The organism is Microbacterium sp. Leaf351, from assembly GCF_001423825.1.
Classification (GTDB): domain Bacteria; phylum Actinomycetota; class Actinomycetes; order Actinomycetales; family Microbacteriaceae; genus Microbacterium; species Microbacterium ginsengisoli.
Genome location: NZ_LMPK01000036.1, coordinates 88,206 through 105,700, shown reverse-complemented (window position 1 = coordinate 105,700; position 17,495 = coordinate 88,206). Strand labels below are relative to the sequence as shown.

Sequence of the window (17,495 nt, the reverse complement as noted above, 5' to 3'; positions counted from 1 at the left end):
ACCTACGTCGACGGCGAGCGGGTGGACCGCGCGACACTCGCGAACGGCGACGAGGTGCGCATCGGAAAGTTCCGACTCAACTTCTTCGGCTCGCCCGCCGATCTGGCCGCCGCGCCGGAGGCGTGATGCCGGTCGGCGCCTCCCGCTCGAGCAGTGCGCCGAGCGGGCTTCTGAGCATCGGCCAGGTGCTCGCGCGACTCGCTCCTGATTTCCCGTCGCTGTCGTCGAGCAAGCTCCGCTTCCTCGAGATGCAGGGAATCGTCGCGCCGCGCCGCACCGACAGCGGATACCGCAAGTTCGCGGCATCCGATGTCGAACGCGTGCGTCTCGCGTTGACGCTGCAGCGGGATCACTACCTGCCTCTGAGCGTCATCCGCGACTACCTCGACGATCTCGACGCCGGTCGCACCCCTGAGATCCCGGTGAGCGTCCCGTCCGCGATCGTGACCCCGGCCCGCCGCTACCGGCGCGACGAACTGCTGCGCGAAGCCGGGGCTCCGGCGCAGCTGCTCAACGACGCCGTGACCACGGGCCTGATCCCGCCGGCGGACCCCTTCGACGACCGCGCGCTGACCATGCTGCGATCGCTCGTCGGCCTCGACCGACACGGCATCGGCCCGCGTCACCTGCGCGCGCTCATGCAGGGAGCCAAGCGGGACATCGCGCTCATCGAATCGGCGCTCGCGCCGCTGCTGCACCGCACCGATGCGAGCGCACGCGGACGCGCAGGCGAGGCGGCGCCGGAGCTGGCCCGTCGACTCGACGAAGTGCGCTCGGCGCTCGTTCGACGCGGACTCGACGAACTCGGGATCTGAGTGCGACACGCCGGGGCCCGAACTTCGGATGTCGTTGCTCGGGCCGGGTCGCTCCTCTAGCGTGGAATCACCCGAACAGCAGAAGGAGGACGCGAGCATGAACGCTGGCGAACCCATCGGTGGCACCTTCTCGGAGGGCCTGCTGTTCACCGACGGCCTCCCCGCGATGGATGACGAGGTCGGCTACCGCGGCGCCGTGGCTGCGCGCGCGGCCGGCATCACCTATCGTCAGCTCGACTACTGGGCCCGCACCGAGCTCGTCGAGCCCACTGTGCGCAGCGCCACCGGATCGGGGTCGCAGCGCCTCTACGGCTTCCGCGACATCCTGGTTCTCAAGCTCGTCAAGCGCCTGCTCGACACCGGCATCTCGCTGCAGCAGATCCGCACCGCCGTCGAGCAGCTGCGAGCTGCCGGCATCCGCGATCTCGCCGGCACCACGCTCATGAGCGACGGCGCCTCGGTCTACCTCTGCACGTCGAACGACGAGGTCATCGACCTCGTCAGCCGCGGCCAGGGTGTGTTCGGCATCGCCGTCGGCAAGGTGCTGCACGAGGTCGAGTCGACTCTGCTCGACTTCGATCCGCAGGCGCCGGACCCGGCGGACGAGCTCGCCGCACGTCGCGCGCAGCGCTCGGCCTGAGCGCGGGGTCGTCGCCGCATCCGTGAGAGCGGATGCCTCATCCGCGCGCCCGCGCAGAGATCGCCGGCCGTCCGTTCACGATGCGACGGGCGGTGTCGTCGGCGGACTCAGACGGTCGCGTCACCCGGCGTCGGGATGCGACCGGCACGCATGACGCGGTCGAGCAGCGAGTCGAAGTCGGCTGCGAGCTCCTGTGCGGAATCTCCGGGCCAGATGTGCAGCGGCTTCGCCGCGCCCTGCGCCTGCTGCAGAGAGGTGCGCTCGGGCAGCTGCGGGGTGAGCACGAGCGGACCGAACATGTCGCGCAGCTCCTTGATGCGGAACTGGTGCTCGATCGACTGCGGGCGCACCCGGTTGACCACGATGCCGAGCGGCTGGAGGCGGGGGGAGAGGCCCCGGCGGATCTCCTCGATGGCGCGCAGTGCGCGGTCGGCGGCAGCAACGGAGAACAGGCCCGGCTCCGTGACGACGATGACGCGGTCGCTCGCCGCCCACGCGGTGCGCGTGAGGGCGTTCAGCGACGGGGCGCAGTCGACGAGCACGAGGTCGTAGTCGGCCTCGACGGCGGCGAGGGCCTCTTCGAGCTTCCAGACGTCGCGCACGCTGGGGTGCGGGCCGTCGAAGTTGATGGCCGACGGGCTTCCGATGAGCACGTCGATCGTGCCGGGATGCACCTTCGCCCACCCGCTCGAGGTGATCGCCTGACGGACGACCTTCTCTTTGGGGTTGGCCAGGACATCGGCGATGTTGAGGCGACCCGCGACCTGGATGTCCATACCTGTGGACACGTCGGATTGCGGGTCGAGATCGACGACGAGGGTTCGCACACCCCGCGCGAAGGCGGCTGACGCGAGACCGAGCGTCACGGTGGTCTTACCCACGCCGCCCTTGAGGGAGCTGACGGAGAGCACGTGCACGGAGGTCTACGTTACCGTCCCCTAGGCTGTGAGCACACTCAGGCAGAGAGTCCCCGCGATGCGCTCGATGCCGCGACACACGAAGAGGTCTGATGTTCCAGAAGATCCTTGTCGCCAACCGGGGCGAGATCGCGATCCGAGCTTTCCGTGCCGCCTACGAGGTCGGCGCCCGCACCGTGGCGGTCTTCCCCTATGAGGATCGCAACTCCCTGCATCGCCTGAAGGCCGACGAGGCCTATCAGATCGGGGAGATCGGGCACCCCGTGCGCGCCTACCTCGACGTCGACGAGATCATCCGGGTCGCCCTGGAGTGCGGCGCCGACGCGATCTACCCCGGCTACGGATTCCTCTCCGAGAACCCCGAGCTCGCCGAGAAGGCGGCTGCCCACGGCATCGCCTTCATCGGCCCGCCCGCATCCGTCCTCGAGATGGCGGGCAACAAGGTCACCGCGAAGGAGCACGCGATCGCGGCCGGCGTGCCGGTGCTGCGCTCGACCGAGGCATCCGACGACGTCGACGCCCTCGTCGCTCAGGCCGCCGACATCGGATTCCCCATCTTCGCGAAGGCCGTGGCCGGAGGCGGTGGGCGTGGCATGCGTCGCGTCGAGAAGCCCGAAGAGCTCGCCCCCGCCCTCGCCGAGGCGATGCGCGAGGCGCAGAGCGCGTTCGGCGACCCGCGCATGTTCCTCGAGCAGGCGGTGCAGCGCCCCCGTCACGTCGAGGTGCAGGTGCTCGCCGACAAGACGGGCGAGACCGTTCACCTGTTCGAGCGCGACTGCTCGGTGCAGCGCCGCCACCAGAAGGTCATCGAGATCGCTCCTGCCCCGAACCTCGACGACGAGATTCGGCAGCAGCTGCACGCCCACGCGATCGCGTTCGCCCGGTCGATCGGGTACGAGAACGCGGGCACTGTCGAGTTCCTGCTCGAGACCGCCGGCCCCCGCACGGGAGAGGTCGTCTTCATCGAGATGAACCCGCGCATCCAGGTGGAGCACACGGTGACCGAGGAGGTCACCGACGTCGACCTCGTGCAGACGCAGATCCGCGTCGCGGCGGGCCAGTCGCTCGCCGAGCTCGGACTCGAGCAGAGCGACATCCGCCTGCGCGGCGCGGCGCTGCAGTGCCGCATCACGACCGAGGACCCCACGCAGGGCTTCCGGCCCGACACGGGCACGATCACGACCTACCGCTCGCCGGGTGGTGCCGGCATCCGTCTCGACGGCGGCACGACCGCCGCCGGCTCGCAGGTGAGTCCTCACTTCGACTCGATGCTGGCGAAGCTCACGTGCCGCGGCCGGGATTTCGGTGCCGCCGTGAGCCGCGCCCGGCGCGCGCTGGCGGAGTTCCGTATCCGCGGCGTCGCCACCAACATCCCGTTCCTGCAGGCGGTGCTCGACGACGCGTCGTTCGTCGCCGGGGATGTCAGCACCTCCTTCATCGATGAGCGCCCGCAGCTGCTGCGCGGGCGCGAATCGAAGGACCGCGGCACGAAGATCCTCAACTGGCTCGTCGATGTCACGGTGAACAAGCCGAACGGCGAGAACCCCCTCACGATCGAGCCGCGGTTCAAGCTCCCGACGATCGATCTGACGACGGATGCCGCGCCCGGATCCCGTCAGCGCCTGCAGGAGCTCGGTCCCGCCGGGTTCGCCGCGGCGCTGCGTGCCCAGACCGCCCTCGCCGTGACGGACACGACCTTCCGCGACGCCCACCAGTCGCTGCTCGCGACGCGGGTGCGCACGAAGGACCTGGTCGCGGTGGCGCCCTACGTCGCGCGTCTCACTCCGCAGCTGCTCTCGGTCGAGGCCTGGGGCGGTGCCACCTATGACGTCGCGCTGCGGTTCCTCGGCGAAGACCCGTGGGAGCGCCTCGACAAGCTGCGCACCGCACTGCCCAACGTGGCCATCCAGATGCTGCTGCGCGGCCGCAACACGGTCGGCTACACGCCGTACCCCACCGAGGTGACCTCCGCGTTCGTCGCCGAGGCGGCGCGCAGCGGGGTGGACATCTTCCGCATCTTCGACGCGCTCAACGACGTCGCGCAGATGCGCCCCGCGATCGAGGCCGTGCTCGAGACCGGCGCTGCGATCGCGGAAGTGGCCGTGTGCTACACCGGCGACCTGCTCGACCCCGCCGAGGACCTCTACACGCTCGACTACTACCTGTCCCTCGCCGACGAGATCGTCGCCGCGGGCGCTCACGTGCTCGCGATCAAGGACATGGCGGGGCTGCTGCGGCCCGCGGCCGCAGCGAAGCTCGTCTCCGCGCTGCGCGACCGGTTCGATCTGCCCGTGCACGTGCACACCCACGACACCGCCGGCGGGCAGCTCGCGACCCTCCTCGCCGCCAGCGCCGCCGGAGCCGACGCCGTCGACGCGGCGGCCGCGCCCATGTCGGGCACCACCAGCCAGCCGTCGTTGTCGTCGCTGGTCGCGGCGCTCGCCCACACCGAGCGCGACACGGGACTCGACCTCGACGCGGTGGGGAGCCTCGAGCCCTACTGGGAGGCCGTCCGGCACCTCTACAAGCCGTTCGAGTCGGGCCTTCCCTCGCCGACCGGCCGCGTCTACCACCACGAGATCCCAGGCGGCCAGCTCTCCAACCTCCGTCAGCAGGCGATCGCCCTGGGGCTCGCCGACGACTTCGAACTCATCGAGGACATGTACGCGGCCGCCAACCGCATCCTCGGGCGCGTGCCGAAGGTCACCCCCTCGTCGAAGGTCGTGGGCGATCTCGCGCTGCACCTCGCGGCCGTGAAGGCCGACCCGGCCGACTTCGAGGAGAACCCGCAGCGCTACGACATCCCCGATTCGGTCGTGGGCTTCATGGCGGGCGAGCTCGGCGATCTGCCGGGCGGCTGGCCCGAGCCCTTCCGCTCTAAGGTGCTCGCCGGACGCACCGTCGACATCTCTCTCACCCCGCTCAGCGTCGACGACGAGCGCGCGCTCAACGGCGACGCGGCCGAACGCCGCCAGACCCTCAACCGGCTGCTGTTCCCGGCACCCACTCGCGCGTTCGCCCAGACCCGGGAGGTGTTCGGGGACCTCAGCGTGCTCGACACCACCGGCTACCTCTACGGCCTCGCGGCCGGCGAGGAGCATGCGGTCGACATCGATCGCGGCGTCAAGCTCTTCGTCGGACTCGAGGCCATCGGCGAGGCCGACGACAAGGGCATGCGCACGGTCATGACGACCCTGAACGGCCAGCTGCGCCCCGTGTTCGTGCGGGATCGCAGCATCACCGTCGAGACCCGTCAGGCGGAGAAGGCGGACACGACCAAGCCCGGTCAGATCGCCGCGCCGTTCTCCGGCGTCGTCACGATCAAGACCGCCGTCGGCGACCGCGTCGAGGCCGGGCAGCCCGTGGCATCCATCGAGGCGATGAAGATGGAGGCGGGCATCACGGCGCCGATCGAGGGCGTGGTGGAGCGGATCGTCATCGCCCCGACCGCGCAGGTCGACGCGGGAGACCTTTTGGTCGTGATCCGGCCCGCGCACTAGCCTGGGGGAGGCGTGGCACCGTCCCTGTGACGCCAGGAGCCCCAGAACTCATGACCGAACGCACGGATCCGGCATCCCGCGACGACGGCGACGATGACGTCGTCGCGGCCCCCGTCAGCATCGACGCATCCAATCTCGACCTGTTCAGCAGCCAGACCGCGCAGGTCACCATCGTGCTGCCCGCATCGACCGACGACGACGAGCTCGACGACGACGGATCGGGTGAACTCGTCGACGACGGAGACGAGATCGAGGTGACGATCGCCGCGGAGGTCATCGATGACGGTGCGGCAGACGACGACGAGCGTGACGGCGACGAGATCGACGACCAGGAGAGCCCCGTCGACGACGAGGAGACCCCCGTGCCCGACGAGACGACCGACGACGCCGTGATCGACTCGACGCCCGAGGTGATCGACGTCCCCGTGCCGGCTCCCGTAGCCGCCACCGACTCGGCAGCTCCCGTCGCCGCGGCGGTCGCCGCCGTCGCCGTGAGCGAACCCCGTCGCACCACCGACCCGGTGCAGCTGGTCGCCCGCCGCGCGGGCGAGGTCGCCGGCGACCGCGGGACATCCGATCTGCTCAGCGCCGACCGCCTGCTCGAGAACGTCAAGGTGGCGCGCCCCGAGCCCGAGGGCCTGTGGCCTTCGCTCGTGTTCGCGCTGTCGGGCCGCCGCATCAATCTCGGCGACAACCGTCGCGCCCGCGCCCGCAAGGAGCTCGACCAGAAGATCGCCGCGCCGCTCTCAGGTCGTGCGCGATTCGTCGCCGTGCTGTCGCGCAAGGGCGGGGTCGGCAAGACGACCGTGACGACGCTGCTCGGCATGGCACTCGCATCGGCACGCGACGACCGTGTGATCGCCGTCGACGCGAACCCCGACCGCGGCACTCTCGCGGAGCGCATCGGACGCCCCAGCGGCAAGACCGTGCGTGATCTTGCGCGCGCCGGAGCCGTCGTGAGCGGCTTCAACGAGATCTCCTCGATCGTCGCGCGCGACGAGACCCGCCTCGATGTGCTCGCTTCCGACGCCGACCCGCGCGTCTCCGACGCCTTCAACGACGCCGACTATCGGGATGTCGCGACTCTCGCCGCGCACTACTACTCGGTCGTGCTCACCGACACCGGCACCGGAATCGTGCACGAGGTGATGGGGGCGACCCTCGACCTCGCGGACGGTCTCGTGATCGTCGCCGGTCTCAGCGTCGACGAGGCGCGCCTCGCGAGCGAGACGCTTACGTGGCTCGAGACCAACGGATACGCAGATCTCGTGCGCCGTGCCGTCGTCGTCATCAACGCGTCCCGTCCGGGCGCGTCCGCCGTGAGGGAAGCCGAGCTCGAGGCGCACTTCCGCTCCCGTGTGCGCGACGTCGTGCGGGTGCCCTACGACCCGGCCATCGCCGTCGGCGGACCGATCTCCTTCCGCGAGCTGCTGCCCGCCACCCGTCAGGCCGCGCGCCTGCTCGCCGCATCGGTCGTCGAGGGGCTGCGGTCGGTCTCGAAGGTCGCCTGAACCGTGGCGGTACGAGGCATCCGGGTCTTCGGCGACCCGGTTCTGAAGAGCGTCAGCGCGCCCGTCGGCGAGATCGACGAGGGCACCGAGGCGCTCGTGCGCGACCTGATCGACACCGTGCAGCTGCCGGGGCGGGCGGGGGTCGCCGCGCCGCAGATCGGTGTCGGCGTGCGGGCGTTCAGCTACAACGTGGACGGCGAGATCGGCTACGTGCTCAACCCGGTGCTCGTGGAGGTGGCGGGGGAGCCCGTGCTGACCGGCGAGGGGTGCCTGTCCGTGCCGGGCTTGTGGCACGACGTGCTGCGCTATCCGCACGCGAAGGTCGTCGGCATCGGGCTCGACGGCGCCGAGATCGTGCTCGAGGGTGACGGTCTCATGGCCCAGGCGCTGCAGCACGAGACCGATCATCTCGACGGCATGCTCTATCTCGACCGGCTCGAGCCGACCACCCGCCGGGTGGCGATGCGCGAGATCCGCGAGAGCGACTGGTTCTGACGCTTTCGGTCAGTGGTCGCTCCCGCGGATCGGATGCCGCGTCCCGCCGCGTCAGCGCAGTGAGACGTTGGTGGTGTTGACGGGCACCTCGTAGAGAGCGCGGATCTCGTCGGCGAAGTCCGAGAGGATCACGTTGCGCTTGATCGAGAGCTTCGGCGTGAGGTGTCCGCTCGCCTCGGTCCACTCGGTGGGCAGGATCGTGAACTTGCGGATCGACTCGGCCCGCGAGACGCCCTGGTTCGCCCGGTCGATCGCCTTCTGCACCTCGTCGCGCACCTTGGGGTTCTCGGCAGCCTGTGCGAGCGTGAGGTCGGTCGGAAGTCCGTTGTTCGCGGCCCACGTCGGCAGCATCTCGGGGTCGAGGGTGACGAGTGCGGCGATGAACGGCTTCTGATCGCCGACGACGACGACCTGGCTGACCAGGATGTTCGCCCGGATGGGGTCTTCGAGTGCGGCCGGCGCCACGTTCTTGCCGCCCGCCGTGACGATGATCTCCTTCTTGCGGCCGGTGATCTTCAGGAAGCCGTCGGCGTCCAGTTCACCGATGTCGCCCGTGCGGAACCACTCGCCGTCGAACGCCTCGGCGGTCGCCTCGGGGTTGCGCCAGTACTCCTTGAACACGTCGATGCCGCGCACCTCGATCTCGCCGTCCTCGGCGATGCGCACGCCGACTCCCGGGAGCACGGGGCCGACCGTGCCGATCTTGATGCGGTCGGGGGTGTTCACGGTGGCGGGGGCGGTGGTCTCGGTGAGTCCATACCCCTCGAGGATCTTCACGCCGAGCGCGGCGAAGAAGTAGCCGAGCCGCTCGCCGAGGGGCGCCGACCCCGAGATGGCGTACTGGATGTTGCCGCCCATGCGCTCACGCAGCTTCGCGAAGACGAGGCGGTCGAAGAGACGGAACTTCACCCGCAGCGAGAACGGGATCTTCTCTCCTGCCTGACGAGCCTTGGCGTACTGGATGCCGACGGCCGCCGCGGCGCGGAAGATCTTGCCCTTGCCGCCCGACTCGGCGACCTGCTCGGCCGAGTTGTAGACCTTCTCGAACACGCGGGGGACCGCGAGCAGGAACGTGGGCTTGAACGAGCCGAGCGCGTCGATGAGCTTCGAGGTGTCGGGCTGGTGGCCCGTCTTCACGCCGGCGTGGATGTTGATCACCGAGATGAACCGGGCGAACACGTGTGCGGTCGTGATGAACAGCACGGTCGAGGCGCCCTCGGTCGTGACCACGTTCTCGAGCGACTGGGTCGCGTTGCGGGCGAGCTCGACGAAGTTGCTGTGCGTGAGCACGCAGCCCTTCGGGCGGCCGGTCGAGCCGGATGTGTAGATGAGGGTGGCGATGTCGGAGCCGACCGCGAGGCCGCGGCGGCGCTCGATCTCCTCGTCGGCGACGCCGGCGCCCTCGCGGCGGAGGGTGTCGAGCGCGCCCCTCTCGATCTGCCAGGTGGCGCGCACGAGGGGGAGGTCGCCGGCGATCTCGTCGAGCTTTGCCTGATGATCGGCGGACTCGACGAGGCAGGCGATCGCCTCCGAGTTGGACAGGATCCATTGGATCTGGCTCGCAGAGCTCGTCTCGTAGATCGGCACCATGACCGCGCCCGCGTAGAAGAGGGCGAAGTCGACGAGTGTCCACTCGTAGGTCGTCTTCGCGAGGAAGCCCACCTTCTCGCCGGGCTGGATGCCCACGGCGACGAATCCCTTCGCGAGCTCGACCACCTGGCGGCGGAACTCCGCGGTGGCGATGTCGCGCCACCCGCCGGATCCGTCGGGTACGGCGAACAGGGCGCCCTTCGGGTCCTTGGCGACCCGCTGCTCCAGCAGGTCGGTGATGTTCGCGTCGGGGTCCGGGGTGACCAGCGGAGGGGTGTAGACCTCGGCCGTTGCGGCGACAGTGCTCATGGCGGCAGCTCCTTCGATACCGGTTGCTCGTGCTGAAACTCAGTCTACATTTGCGCGAGACCGAGTCTCACTGACACGGGCGGCACGATCGGGGGGATGCGCTCGCTTGTAGACTGCTTCCCCTGAGCGTACGCGAAGGGATCCCGCGTGTTCTATTGGTTCATGAAGTACGTGGTGATCGGTCCGGTCATCAAGGCGATCTTCCGACCCTGGGTCGTGGGCCGCAGCAACATCCCCGCACGCGGCGCGGCCATCCTGGCGAGCAACCACCTCTCGTTCGCCGATTCGATCTTCCTGCCGCTCATGATCGACCGCCCGATGAGCTTCCTCGCCAAGAGCGACTACTTCACGGGCAGAGGTCTGAAGGGGTGGGCGACGAAGATGTTCTTCAAGGCCACCGGGCAGATCCCGATCGACCGATCGGGCGGCAAGGCATCCGAGGCATCCCTCAACACCGGTCTCCAGGTGCTCGGGCGTGGAGACCTGCTCGGCATCTACCCCGAGGGCACCCGCAGTCCGAACGGCATCCTTTACCGGGGTCGCACCGGAATCGCCCGCATGGCGCTCGAAGCCGGGGTGCCCGTCATCCCCGTCGTCATGGTCGACACCGACGCGATCCAGCCGATCGGGCGGCGAATTCCGCGCATCGGGCGTGTAGGGGTCGTCATCGGCGAGCCCCTCGACTTCACCCGGTTCGCCGGGCTGTCGGACGACCGCTACGTGCTTCGATCGGTCACGGACGAGATCATGGTGGCGCTGCAGCGCATCGGCGGCCAGCGCTACGACGACGTCTACGCGTCGGCGGTGAAGGAGCGCCTCGAGCAGGCCCGCAACACGGAGCCGGTCACCTCGGGCGCGCCACTAGACTGAGCGGATGCTCCAGCAGCTCGACGCCCTCGATCAGTGGCGTTCGCTTCCCATCAAGCAGCAGCCGTCCTGGCCCGACGCCGATGCCGTCGCCGCGGTCTCGGACGAGATCGCGTCGCTGCCTCCACTCGTGTTCGCCGGTGAGGTCGACCTCCTGCGCGAGCGTCTCGCGCGGGCGGCATCGGGCAACGCCTTCCTCCTGCAGGGCGGCGACTGCGCCGAGACGTTCGCGGGGGCGACGGCCGACCAGATCCGCAACCGCATCAAGACGGTGCTGCAGATGGCGGTCGTGCTGACGTACGGCGCCTCGATGCCGGTCGTGAAGATGGGCCGCATGGCGGGTCAGTTCGCGAAACCGCGATCGAGCGACGACGAGACCCGCGGCGGCGTGACACTGCCCGCCTACCGCGGCGACATCGTGAACGGCTACGACTTCACCGAGGCCTCCCGCATCGCCGACCCGCAGCGTCTGCTGAAGGGCTACCACACGGCCGCCTCGACCCTGAACCTCATCCGCGCGTTCACGCAGGGAGGCTTCGCCGACCTGCGCGAGGTGCACTCGTGGAACAAGGGCTTCGCGCAGAACCCGGCGAACCAGCGCTACGAGGGTCTCGCCGCCGAGATCGACCGCGCGATCAAGTTCATGGAGGCGGCCGGTGCCGACTTCGACGAGCTGCGCCGCGTCGAGTTCTACACGGGTCACGAGGGTCTGCTCATGGACTACGAGCGCCCTATGACCCGCATCGACTCCCGCACGGGCACGCCGTACAACACGTCGGCGCACTTCCTGTGGATCGGGGAGCGCACCCGTGATCTCGACGGCGCACACGTCGACTACTTCTCGAAGATCCGCAACCCCATCGGGGTCAAGCTCGGACCGTCGACCTCGACCGACACCGCTCTCGCGCTCATCGACAAGCTCGACCCCGAGCGGGAGCCCGGACGCCTCACCTTCATCACGCGCATGGGCGCGGGCAAGATCCGCGACGCGCTGCCGCCGCTGCTCGAAGCCGTGCGCGACTCGGGAGCGACCCCGCTCTGGGTCACCGACCCCATGCACGGCAACGGCATCACATCGCAGAACGGCTACAAGACCCGTCGCTTCGACGACGTGGTCGACGAGGTGCGCGGCTTCTTCGAGGCGCACCGCGCGGTGGGCACGTTCCCCGGCGGCATCCATGTCGAGCTCACCGGCGACGACGTCACCGAATGCCTCGGCGGATCCGAGCAGATCGATGAGGCCACCCTCGCGACCCGCTACGAGTCGCTGTGCGACCCGCGCCTGAACCACATGCAGTCGCTCGAGCTCGCGTTCCTCGTGGCCGAGGAGCTCGAGAAGCGCTGACTCTCGCGGAGAGACAGCGAGGGGGTGGATGCCGCGGCATCCACCCCCTCGTTCTGCGTCCTGGCGTTCCGCCGCTAGCCGGTCAGGCTGAGGACGAGGTTGATCTTGGTGCCCTTCGGCTGGGTGGTCGTACTGTCGGGGCCCTGCGACGTGACCTTCGCGATCGTCGGAACCGCATCCCAGTACAGGGCATAGGCGGGCACGAAACCGGCGGCCGTGAGGATGCGCTTCGCGTCCGCGAGGGTCTTTCCCGTCACATCGGGAACGGGGAAGAGCTGCGGACCCTTCGACACGACGAGGGTGACCGTGTCTCCCGGCGCCCAGTTCCCCCCGCCGCCGCGTTTGCCGATGCCGATCACGGTTCCCGATGCGATGGAGTCGCTGAACTCCTGAGCCGGGGTCGACGAGACCTGGAGGCCCACGCCGGTCAGGGCAGTCGTGGCATCCGTGATGCTCATGCCCGCGACATCCGGCACCGGCCCCTTCGACGCCGTGATCACCGCGGAATCTCCCTCGTGCACCGTGCAGCCGTTGCTGCAGTCGGTCGCCGATGAGGCACCGCGCGGTGTGACGGCGACGGACAGCACCGTATCGGGATCGTTCTGCGTGAACTGGTAGGCCGTCGCGCCGAGCGTGACGGTCGCCGCGGCGAAGGCCGACTGCGCGGTCGCAAGCGGCTGGCCCGCGAGAGCGGGGATGTCGTGGGGTTGGGGACCTTTGGAGACGAGCACGGTGACGGTGCTCTTCTTGTCGACGCGGGATCCCGCCCCCGGCTCCGTCGCGACGACGAGGCCGGAGGCGACGTCGATGCTGAACACATCGGATTCGACGGCCTGGAGCCCGTCCGCCCCGAGGGCGGTCGAGGCATCCGCGAACGTGAAATTCGTCAGATCGCGGATCGCGATCTTCGATCCCGGCCCGGCACCGAACCACCAGCCGGTTCCGCCCGCCGCGAGAGCGAGCACGAGAACGAGTGCGACGAGCCATCCGCCGCGGGAGGCGCGGCGGCGCGACCGGGCGCGCAGCAGCGCCGCATTGTCGATCGGCACGCCGCGGGCCGGCGTGAGCACGGCGGTCGCGGCGGGAAGCGCCTTCGTGACCTCGCCCGAGTCCAGGCCGTCGTACGCGACGGTCGGTCCGCCGACGGCGATCGCCCGCGCGACCTGGGGTGCGATGCCCAGTTGGGCCTCGATCTCGCGCAGCCGCGCGAGCATCTCACCGGCGTCGCGCGGACGCGCCTCCGGGTCGCGTTCGGTCGACCACAGCACGAGCTCATCGAGGGGCTCTGGCACGTCGGGGTTCTTCGCGCTCGGGCGAGGCACCGAATCGGTCGCGTGCTGGTAGGCGATCTGCATGGGCTGTTCGCCCTTGTACGGCTGCTCGCCGGTGAGCATCTCGTACAGCACGATGCCGAGCGCGTAGATGTCGCTGCGTGCATCCGCCGTTCCGCGGGTGACCAGCTCGGGTGCCAGGTAGGCGATGGTGCCGAGCAGCATCTGCCCCGACGCCGTGTTCGCGGTCGCCGCTCGGGCCAGCCCGAAGTCGCCGATCTTGATGCGGCCGTCCTCCGCGAGCAGCACGTTCTCGGGCTTCACGTCGCGGTGGATGATACCCGACCGGTGGGCCGCCGCCAGTCCCGACAGGATGGCGTCCATGATCGTCACGACCTGCGCGACACCGATGCGGCGCTGATCCCGGATGAGCTCGCGCAGCGTCACCCCGGGCAGGTACTCCATGACGAGGTACGCCATGTCCTCGTCCTGCCCCTGGTCGAACACGTTCACCACGTGCGGGTCGGAGAGCCGGGCGGCCGAGCGCGCCTCTTGGATGAACCGACTCTGGAAGACCGCATCGTCGCTGAGGTGCCCGTGCATGACCTTCAGCGCAACACGTCGCTCCAAGCGCAGATCGGTGGCGACGTAGACCGTCGCCATCCCCCCCCGCGCGATGCGCGCGCGCACGCGGTACCGGCCGTCGACCAGACGGCCGATCAGCGGATCCGCGCGCTGGCCCGTATTCACGGATCGAGTCTACGGACGACGGCCTGGGAGCCCCGGGAACGGCTCGCCCCTGCGGGCGACCTGGTGTCGGTCAGCCGAGGGCCCGAAGCCACTGCGTCGCGGCGGACTCCCAGCGTCCGTAGCGGTCCGGGTAGGCCGAGATCTGCACGGCCTGCGCGGCATCCGCGTATGTCATGCTCTGCCACCCCGGGATGTCGAGCAGGCCCCGAGTGAGCGGGCCGGAGGGCCCGTCGACGCCGAGGAAGAAGGCGCGGATCGCGTACACCGGCTCCGCAACCTGTGCCGCGGTGCCCCACCCGGTGCTCGGTCGTTGCTGGAAGAGCCCGCGTGAATCGCGATCGCCGCCGTCGAGGTTTCGCAGCCAGGACTCCTGCATCGCCGTGCCGAGGGCGATCGTGATGCCACGGTCGGGAACGCCCAGCTCTCGGCCGATGCGGATGATGAGTCTCGCGTTGGCGATCTGCTCCTCGTCGAGGCCGGTGGCTCCGGCATCCGTTGCGGGAATCGTCAGGCGCTGGCCGGGGTAGATGATGCTCGACCAGGTGAGTCCGTTCGCGCCGAGCAGGGCGACGACGGTCGTGTGCTGTCGGGCCGCGATCGCTGTGAGGGTGTCGCCGCGCTGTACGAGGTAGGTATGTGCGGTCGGGGCGGGGGTCGCCGCCGCCGTCGTCGTCGTCGGGGCGACGGTTGCGGCGGGGGCGGGGAGCACGAGCACATCGCCGGGCCGGATGATCGACTGCCACCCCAGTCCGTTGGCCCGCAGTACGGCGCCGATGTCGAGACCGTGGCGTCGGGCGATCGCCCACACCGTGTCGCCGGCCCGTACCGTCACGGTGGCTTGGCCTGCCGCCGCGGTGGCCGCCGCGCGAGCCGCCGCCGCGACCGTGCCAGCGGCACGCGTGGCGTCGGGCAGCACGGGACCGGATGTCTCGCGCGGCTCCGCGGCCTGCGCAGGCTGAGGAGCGAGCGCGAGGGCGATGCCGCCGACGACGGCGGGGACCGCCCACCAGCGCAGGGGAGAGATCGTGGTCGTCGCGCGCCGAGGCGTCATGTCGTCCTCCTGCCTCCGCCGCCGTGAGGGGGCGAGATCGATCCACGGTCCCACGGGCTGGGACGAGAGTCAATCATCGGGACGGATGTGGCGTATGTGACAGCCGTCCGGGTCGCGGCCGCCTGTGCGCGGGGCGGACGGTGCGGCGGCCGCGAGCGGAATGCGATAGTGGACGAGTGACCGATGCAGCATCAGGACCCGCCACGACGGAATGGCTCACCCTTCCCGACCTCGCCGAGATGCTGGGTGAACCGCTCAGCCGCGTGCGTCGACTCCTCGACGAGAACGTCCTCCTCGGATCGCGGCGGAACGGGCCTCTCGCCGTGCCGGCTCTGTTCCTCGTCGACGGCGCGCCGCTCGCATCGCTGCGCGGCACGATCTTCGTGCTGCTCGACGCCGGCTTCAGCGCCGACGAGGCCATCGACTGGCTTCTCGCCCCCGAGGAATCGATCGGCATCGCCCCCATCGAGGCGCTGCGGGCGGGCCGGAAGAGCGAGGTGCGTCGGGTCGCCCAGACCCTCGCCTGACCCCGGGCGACCCCGCTCGCGGAAGGCGTCAGGTCACGCGGTCGGCGGATGCCGCGGCCAGCGCGCGCAGCTCGTCGAGCGCGTCCACGCGCAACGGGGCCGCAGCGAGTGCCCGGTCGGCATCCGCGATGTATCCGGCGATGAGCTCTTCCACCCGGTCGAGGGCGCCGGTGTCCACCAGCACCCGGCGCATGCGCTCCACGGTCGCGTCGTCGAGCGCCGGGTCGCCCAGCGTGGCGTCCAGTGCCGCGCGACCGTCGTCGTCGAGCGCCTCACGTGCGAAGGCGACGAGCACGGTGCGCTTGCCTTCGCGCAGGTCATCGCCCGCCGGCTTGCCGGTCACGGAGGCGTCGCCGAACACGCCGAGCACGTCGTCACGCAGTTGGAACGCCATGCCGACCGGGTGTCCGAAGGCGGCCAGGGCGGCGCGCTGCGCGGTGTCGGCGTCTGCGAGGGAGGCGCCGATGAGGAGCGGCTGCTCGACGCTGTAGCGCGCGGACTTCAGCGAGGCCACCCGCAGGGCTCGTTCGGCGTGCGTGTCGGCGGGGGCGGTGATCCAGGCTGCCTCTTCGGCGATGTCGAGGAACTGGCCCACGGTGACCTCGCGGCGCATCTGCGCGTATTGCGCGCGGGCGCGCTGGGCCGTCGCTGCGGGCAGGCCCTCGAGTCCGGCTTCGACGAGGTCGTCACTGCCGGCGACGAGCAGATCTCCGAGCAGGATGGCGCCGTTCCGACCGAAGGCCTCGGCGTCGCCGGTCCAGCCGGATGCCGCGTGGGCGCCCGCCAGGGCGCGGTGCGCCGCGGGCTGTCCACGGCGTGTGTCGGAGTTGTCGATCACGTCGTCGTGCACGAGGGCGGCGGCATGGAACACCTCGAGCGCGGCCGCGACGGAGGTGGCGGCGTCCGCGCGCTCAGCGGTGCCGCCGCAGGCGCGGAACCCGGCGAGGAGGAAACGTGCGCGAAGCCGCTTCCCGCCGCGGAGGGCGCCGACCGCGACGTCGTGGAGAGTCTGCGCCTCGTCGCCCCACCCGCTCAGCTCCTCTGCCTGCGTGAGGAGGAACTTCTCCAGTCGCTGGGAAACCGCCGCGATCGCCTCCGTGCTGCTCGACACGGGCCTAGCCTAGTGATCGCCACGCCGCGTAGAATCGCGGTGACTTTCACCTACAGGGGGTTCCGATGCCTCTTTCCGAGCAGGAGCAGCGTCTTCTCGACGAGATGGAACGCCATCTCATGAGCAACGACGCCGATGTCGTCACGGCCGGCGGCGGTGCGCGTTCGCTGAGCTATCGCAACATCGTGATCGGTGTGCTCCTGTTCGTGGTCGGCCTCGGCGGTGTCGTCGCGGGTGTCTCGACCCAGCTCATCGTGATCGGCGTCATCGGCTTCGCTGTCATGCTCGCGGGGGTCATCCTCGCCGTGACTCCGACGCGAGCCGGGCGCGTGCGCGCGAGCCGTCCCTCGGCCGCCACCCCGCGACAGAGCGGGCGCTCCTTCATGGACCGCATGAACGATCGATGGGATCGCCGCCAGCAGGGCAGCTGATCCCGATCCACTGAAACACCGACCCGCGAGGGTCGGTGTTTTTTTGTGCCCGCAGATCGGATGCCGCACACGTCCGGCGATGCCGCTGTCGACGCCGGGGGAGTGCTCGCCCATATCGAGGCCGAATTGGGTAGTGAAGTGGAGGACAGTGGAGTAAAGTGGGGCAAAATTCTTCGCTGGCCGGACGAAGGGGGTGCCGCTCCGATGCTTCTCGGCACCCACACGCCCAAACTCGACGAGAAGGGCCGCGTGATCCTCCCCGCAAAGTTCCGCGACGACCTCGGGGCGGGAGTCGTGATCACCCGCGGACAGGAGCGCTGCCTGTACGTCTTCGCCGAGGTCGAGTTCGAGCGCATCCACGAGCG

General features: G+C 69.9%; 14 protein-coding genes and 2 pseudogenes. 11 read left to right on the top strand and 5 right to left on the bottom strand.

Annotation, left to right across the window (positions count from 1 at the left end):
- From ASG00_RS18485 to ASG00_RS12440, 3 genes and pseudogenes are all read left to right on the top strand, one after another.
- Positions 1-126, top strand: a pseudogene (locus tag ASG00_RS18485) (FHA domain-containing protein); the annotation flags it as partial.
- Positions 126-815, top strand: a complete 690-nt coding sequence (ftsR, locus tag ASG00_RS12445; RefSeq protein ID WP_045247211.1) for a transcriptional regulator FtsR — start codon at positions 126-128, stop codon at positions 813-815. The pseudogene ASG00_RS18485 and the gene ftsR, both read left to right, overlap by 1 nt.
- A gap of 97 nt (positions 816-912) precedes the next feature.
- Complete coding sequence (locus ASG00_RS12440; RefSeq protein WP_045247212.1) at positions 913-1,455, top strand: MerR family transcriptional regulator; 543 nt, start codon at positions 913-915, stop codon at positions 1,453-1,455.
- Positions 1,456-1,562: 107 nt separating this feature from the next.
- Here ASG00_RS12440 and ASG00_RS12435 read toward each other — a convergent pair whose 3' ends face one another.
- Positions 1,563-2,372 carry a ParA family protein gene (locus ASG00_RS12435; protein WP_045247213.1) on the bottom strand — a complete coding sequence of 270 codons (810 nt, stop codon included), beginning with the start codon at positions 2,370-2,372 and terminating at the stop codon, positions 1,563-1,565.
- Positions 2,373-2,464: 92 nt separating this feature from the next.
- On the opposite strand from ASG00_RS12435, the gene ASG00_RS12430 reads away from it, so the two are divergent.
- The 3 genes from ASG00_RS12430 to ASG00_RS12420 are packed head-to-tail and all read left to right on the top strand — an operon-like array spanning position 2,465 to position 7,878.
- Positions 2,465-5,872: a pyruvate carboxylase gene (locus ASG00_RS12430; RefSeq protein ID WP_056209979.1), complete on the top strand. Its 3,408-nt coding sequence runs from the start codon at positions 2,465-2,467 to the stop codon at positions 5,870-5,872.
- A 50-nt stretch (positions 5,873-5,922) separates the two neighbouring features.
- On the top strand, positions 5,923-7,383 hold the full coding sequence (locus ASG00_RS12425; RefSeq protein WP_056209977.1) for a MinD/ParA family ATP-binding protein: 1,461 nt from the start codon (positions 5,923-5,925) through the stop codon (positions 7,381-7,383).
- Between the two features lie 3 nt (positions 7,384-7,386).
- The gene (locus ASG00_RS12420) at positions 7,387-7,878 is read left to right on the top strand and encodes a peptide deformylase (protein WP_045247216.1); all 492 of its coding nucleotides are present in this window, start codon (positions 7,387-7,389) and stop codon (positions 7,876-7,878) included.
- Between the two features lie 51 nt (positions 7,879-7,929).
- Here the strand turns inward: ASG00_RS12420 and ASG00_RS12415 are convergent, their stop codons facing one another.
- Complete coding sequence (locus ASG00_RS12415; protein WP_056209976.1) at positions 7,930-9,777, bottom strand: AMP-dependent synthetase/ligase; 1,848 nt, start codon at positions 9,775-9,777, stop codon at positions 7,930-7,932.
- A gap of 147 nt (positions 9,778-9,924) precedes the next feature.
- On the opposite strand from ASG00_RS12415, the gene ASG00_RS12410 reads away from it, so the two are divergent.
- Positions 9,925-10,647: a lysophospholipid acyltransferase family protein gene (locus ASG00_RS12410; protein ID WP_045247218.1), complete on the top strand. Its 723-nt coding sequence runs from the start codon at positions 9,925-9,927 to the stop codon at positions 10,645-10,647.
- A 4-nt stretch (positions 10,648-10,651) separates the two neighbouring features.
- The gene (locus ASG00_RS12405) at positions 10,652-11,989 is read left to right on the top strand and encodes a class II 3-deoxy-7-phosphoheptulonate synthase (protein ID WP_045247219.1); all 1,338 of its coding nucleotides are present in this window, start codon (positions 10,652-10,654) and stop codon (positions 11,987-11,989) included.
- Between the two features lie 74 nt (positions 11,990-12,063).
- Here the strand turns inward: ASG00_RS12405 and pknB are convergent, their stop codons facing one another.
- Both pknB and ASG00_RS12395 read right to left on the bottom strand, forming a co-directional pair.
- Positions 12,064-14,010 carry a Stk1 family PASTA domain-containing Ser/Thr kinase gene (gene pknB, locus ASG00_RS12400; protein ID WP_056209974.1) on the bottom strand — a complete coding sequence of 649 codons (1,947 nt, stop codon included), beginning with the start codon at positions 14,008-14,010 and terminating at the stop codon, positions 12,064-12,066.
- 70 nt (positions 14,011-14,080) lie between these two features.
- Entirely contained in the window at positions 14,081-15,061 is a 981-nt protein-coding gene (locus tag ASG00_RS12395) for a LysM peptidoglycan-binding domain-containing protein (protein ID WP_056209972.1), read from the bottom strand.
- A 176-nt stretch (positions 15,062-15,237) separates the two neighbouring features.
- Between ASG00_RS12395 and ASG00_RS12390 the strand changes: the two genes are divergently transcribed.
- Positions 15,238-15,588: an Rv2175c family DNA-binding protein gene (locus ASG00_RS12390; RefSeq protein ID WP_048809147.1), complete on the top strand. Its 351-nt coding sequence runs from the start codon at positions 15,238-15,240 to the stop codon at positions 15,586-15,588.
- A gap of 28 nt (positions 15,589-15,616) precedes the next feature.
- Here ASG00_RS12390 and ASG00_RS12385 read toward each other — a convergent pair whose 3' ends face one another.
- Complete coding sequence (locus ASG00_RS12385; RefSeq protein ID WP_056209970.1) at positions 15,617-16,699, bottom strand: polyprenyl synthetase family protein; 1,083 nt, start codon at positions 16,697-16,699, stop codon at positions 15,617-15,619.
- Positions 16,700-16,764: 65 nt separating this feature from the next.
- Here ASG00_RS12385 and ASG00_RS12380 point away from each other — a divergent pair, with 65 nt between their 5' ends.
- Complete coding sequence (locus ASG00_RS12380; RefSeq protein ID WP_056209968.1) at positions 16,765-17,130, top strand: DUF3040 domain-containing protein; 366 nt, start codon at positions 16,765-16,767, stop codon at positions 17,128-17,130.
- A 204-nt stretch (positions 17,131-17,334) separates the two neighbouring features.
- Positions 17,335-17,495 (top strand): annotated as a pseudogene (locus ASG00_RS18480) (division/cell wall cluster transcriptional repressor MraZ); the annotation flags it as partial.

Bases quoted from the DNA above. Each gene is read 5' to 3' on its own strand.
- ASG00_RS12415 (WP_056209976.1), bottom strand. From the start codon at position 9,777: ATGAGCACTGTCGCCGCAACGGCCGAGGTCTACACCCCTCCGCTGGTC.
- ftsR (WP_045247211.1), top strand. From the start codon at position 126: ATGCCGGTCGGCGCCTCCCGCTCGAGCAGTGCGCCGAGCGGGCTTCTG.
- ASG00_RS12395 (WP_056209972.1), bottom strand. From the start codon at position 15,061: ATGACGCCTCGGCGCGCGACGACCACGATCTCTCCCCTGCGCTGGTGG.
- ASG00_RS12440 (WP_045247212.1), top strand. From the start codon at position 913: ATGAACGCTGGCGAACCCATCGGTGGCACCTTCTCGGAGGGCCTGCTG.
- ASG00_RS12430 (WP_056209979.1), top strand. From the start codon at position 2,465: ATGTTCCAGAAGATCCTTGTCGCCAACCGGGGCGAGATCGCGATCCGA.
- ASG00_RS12425 (WP_056209977.1), top strand. From the start codon at position 5,923: ATGACCGAACGCACGGATCCGGCATCCCGCGACGACGGCGACGATGAC.
- ASG00_RS12380 (WP_056209968.1), top strand. From the start codon at position 16,765: ATGCCTCTTTCCGAGCAGGAGCAGCGTCTTCTCGACGAGATGGAACGC.
- ASG00_RS12405 (WP_045247219.1), top strand. From the start codon at position 10,652: ATGCTCCAGCAGCTCGACGCCCTCGATCAGTGGCGTTCGCTTCCCATC.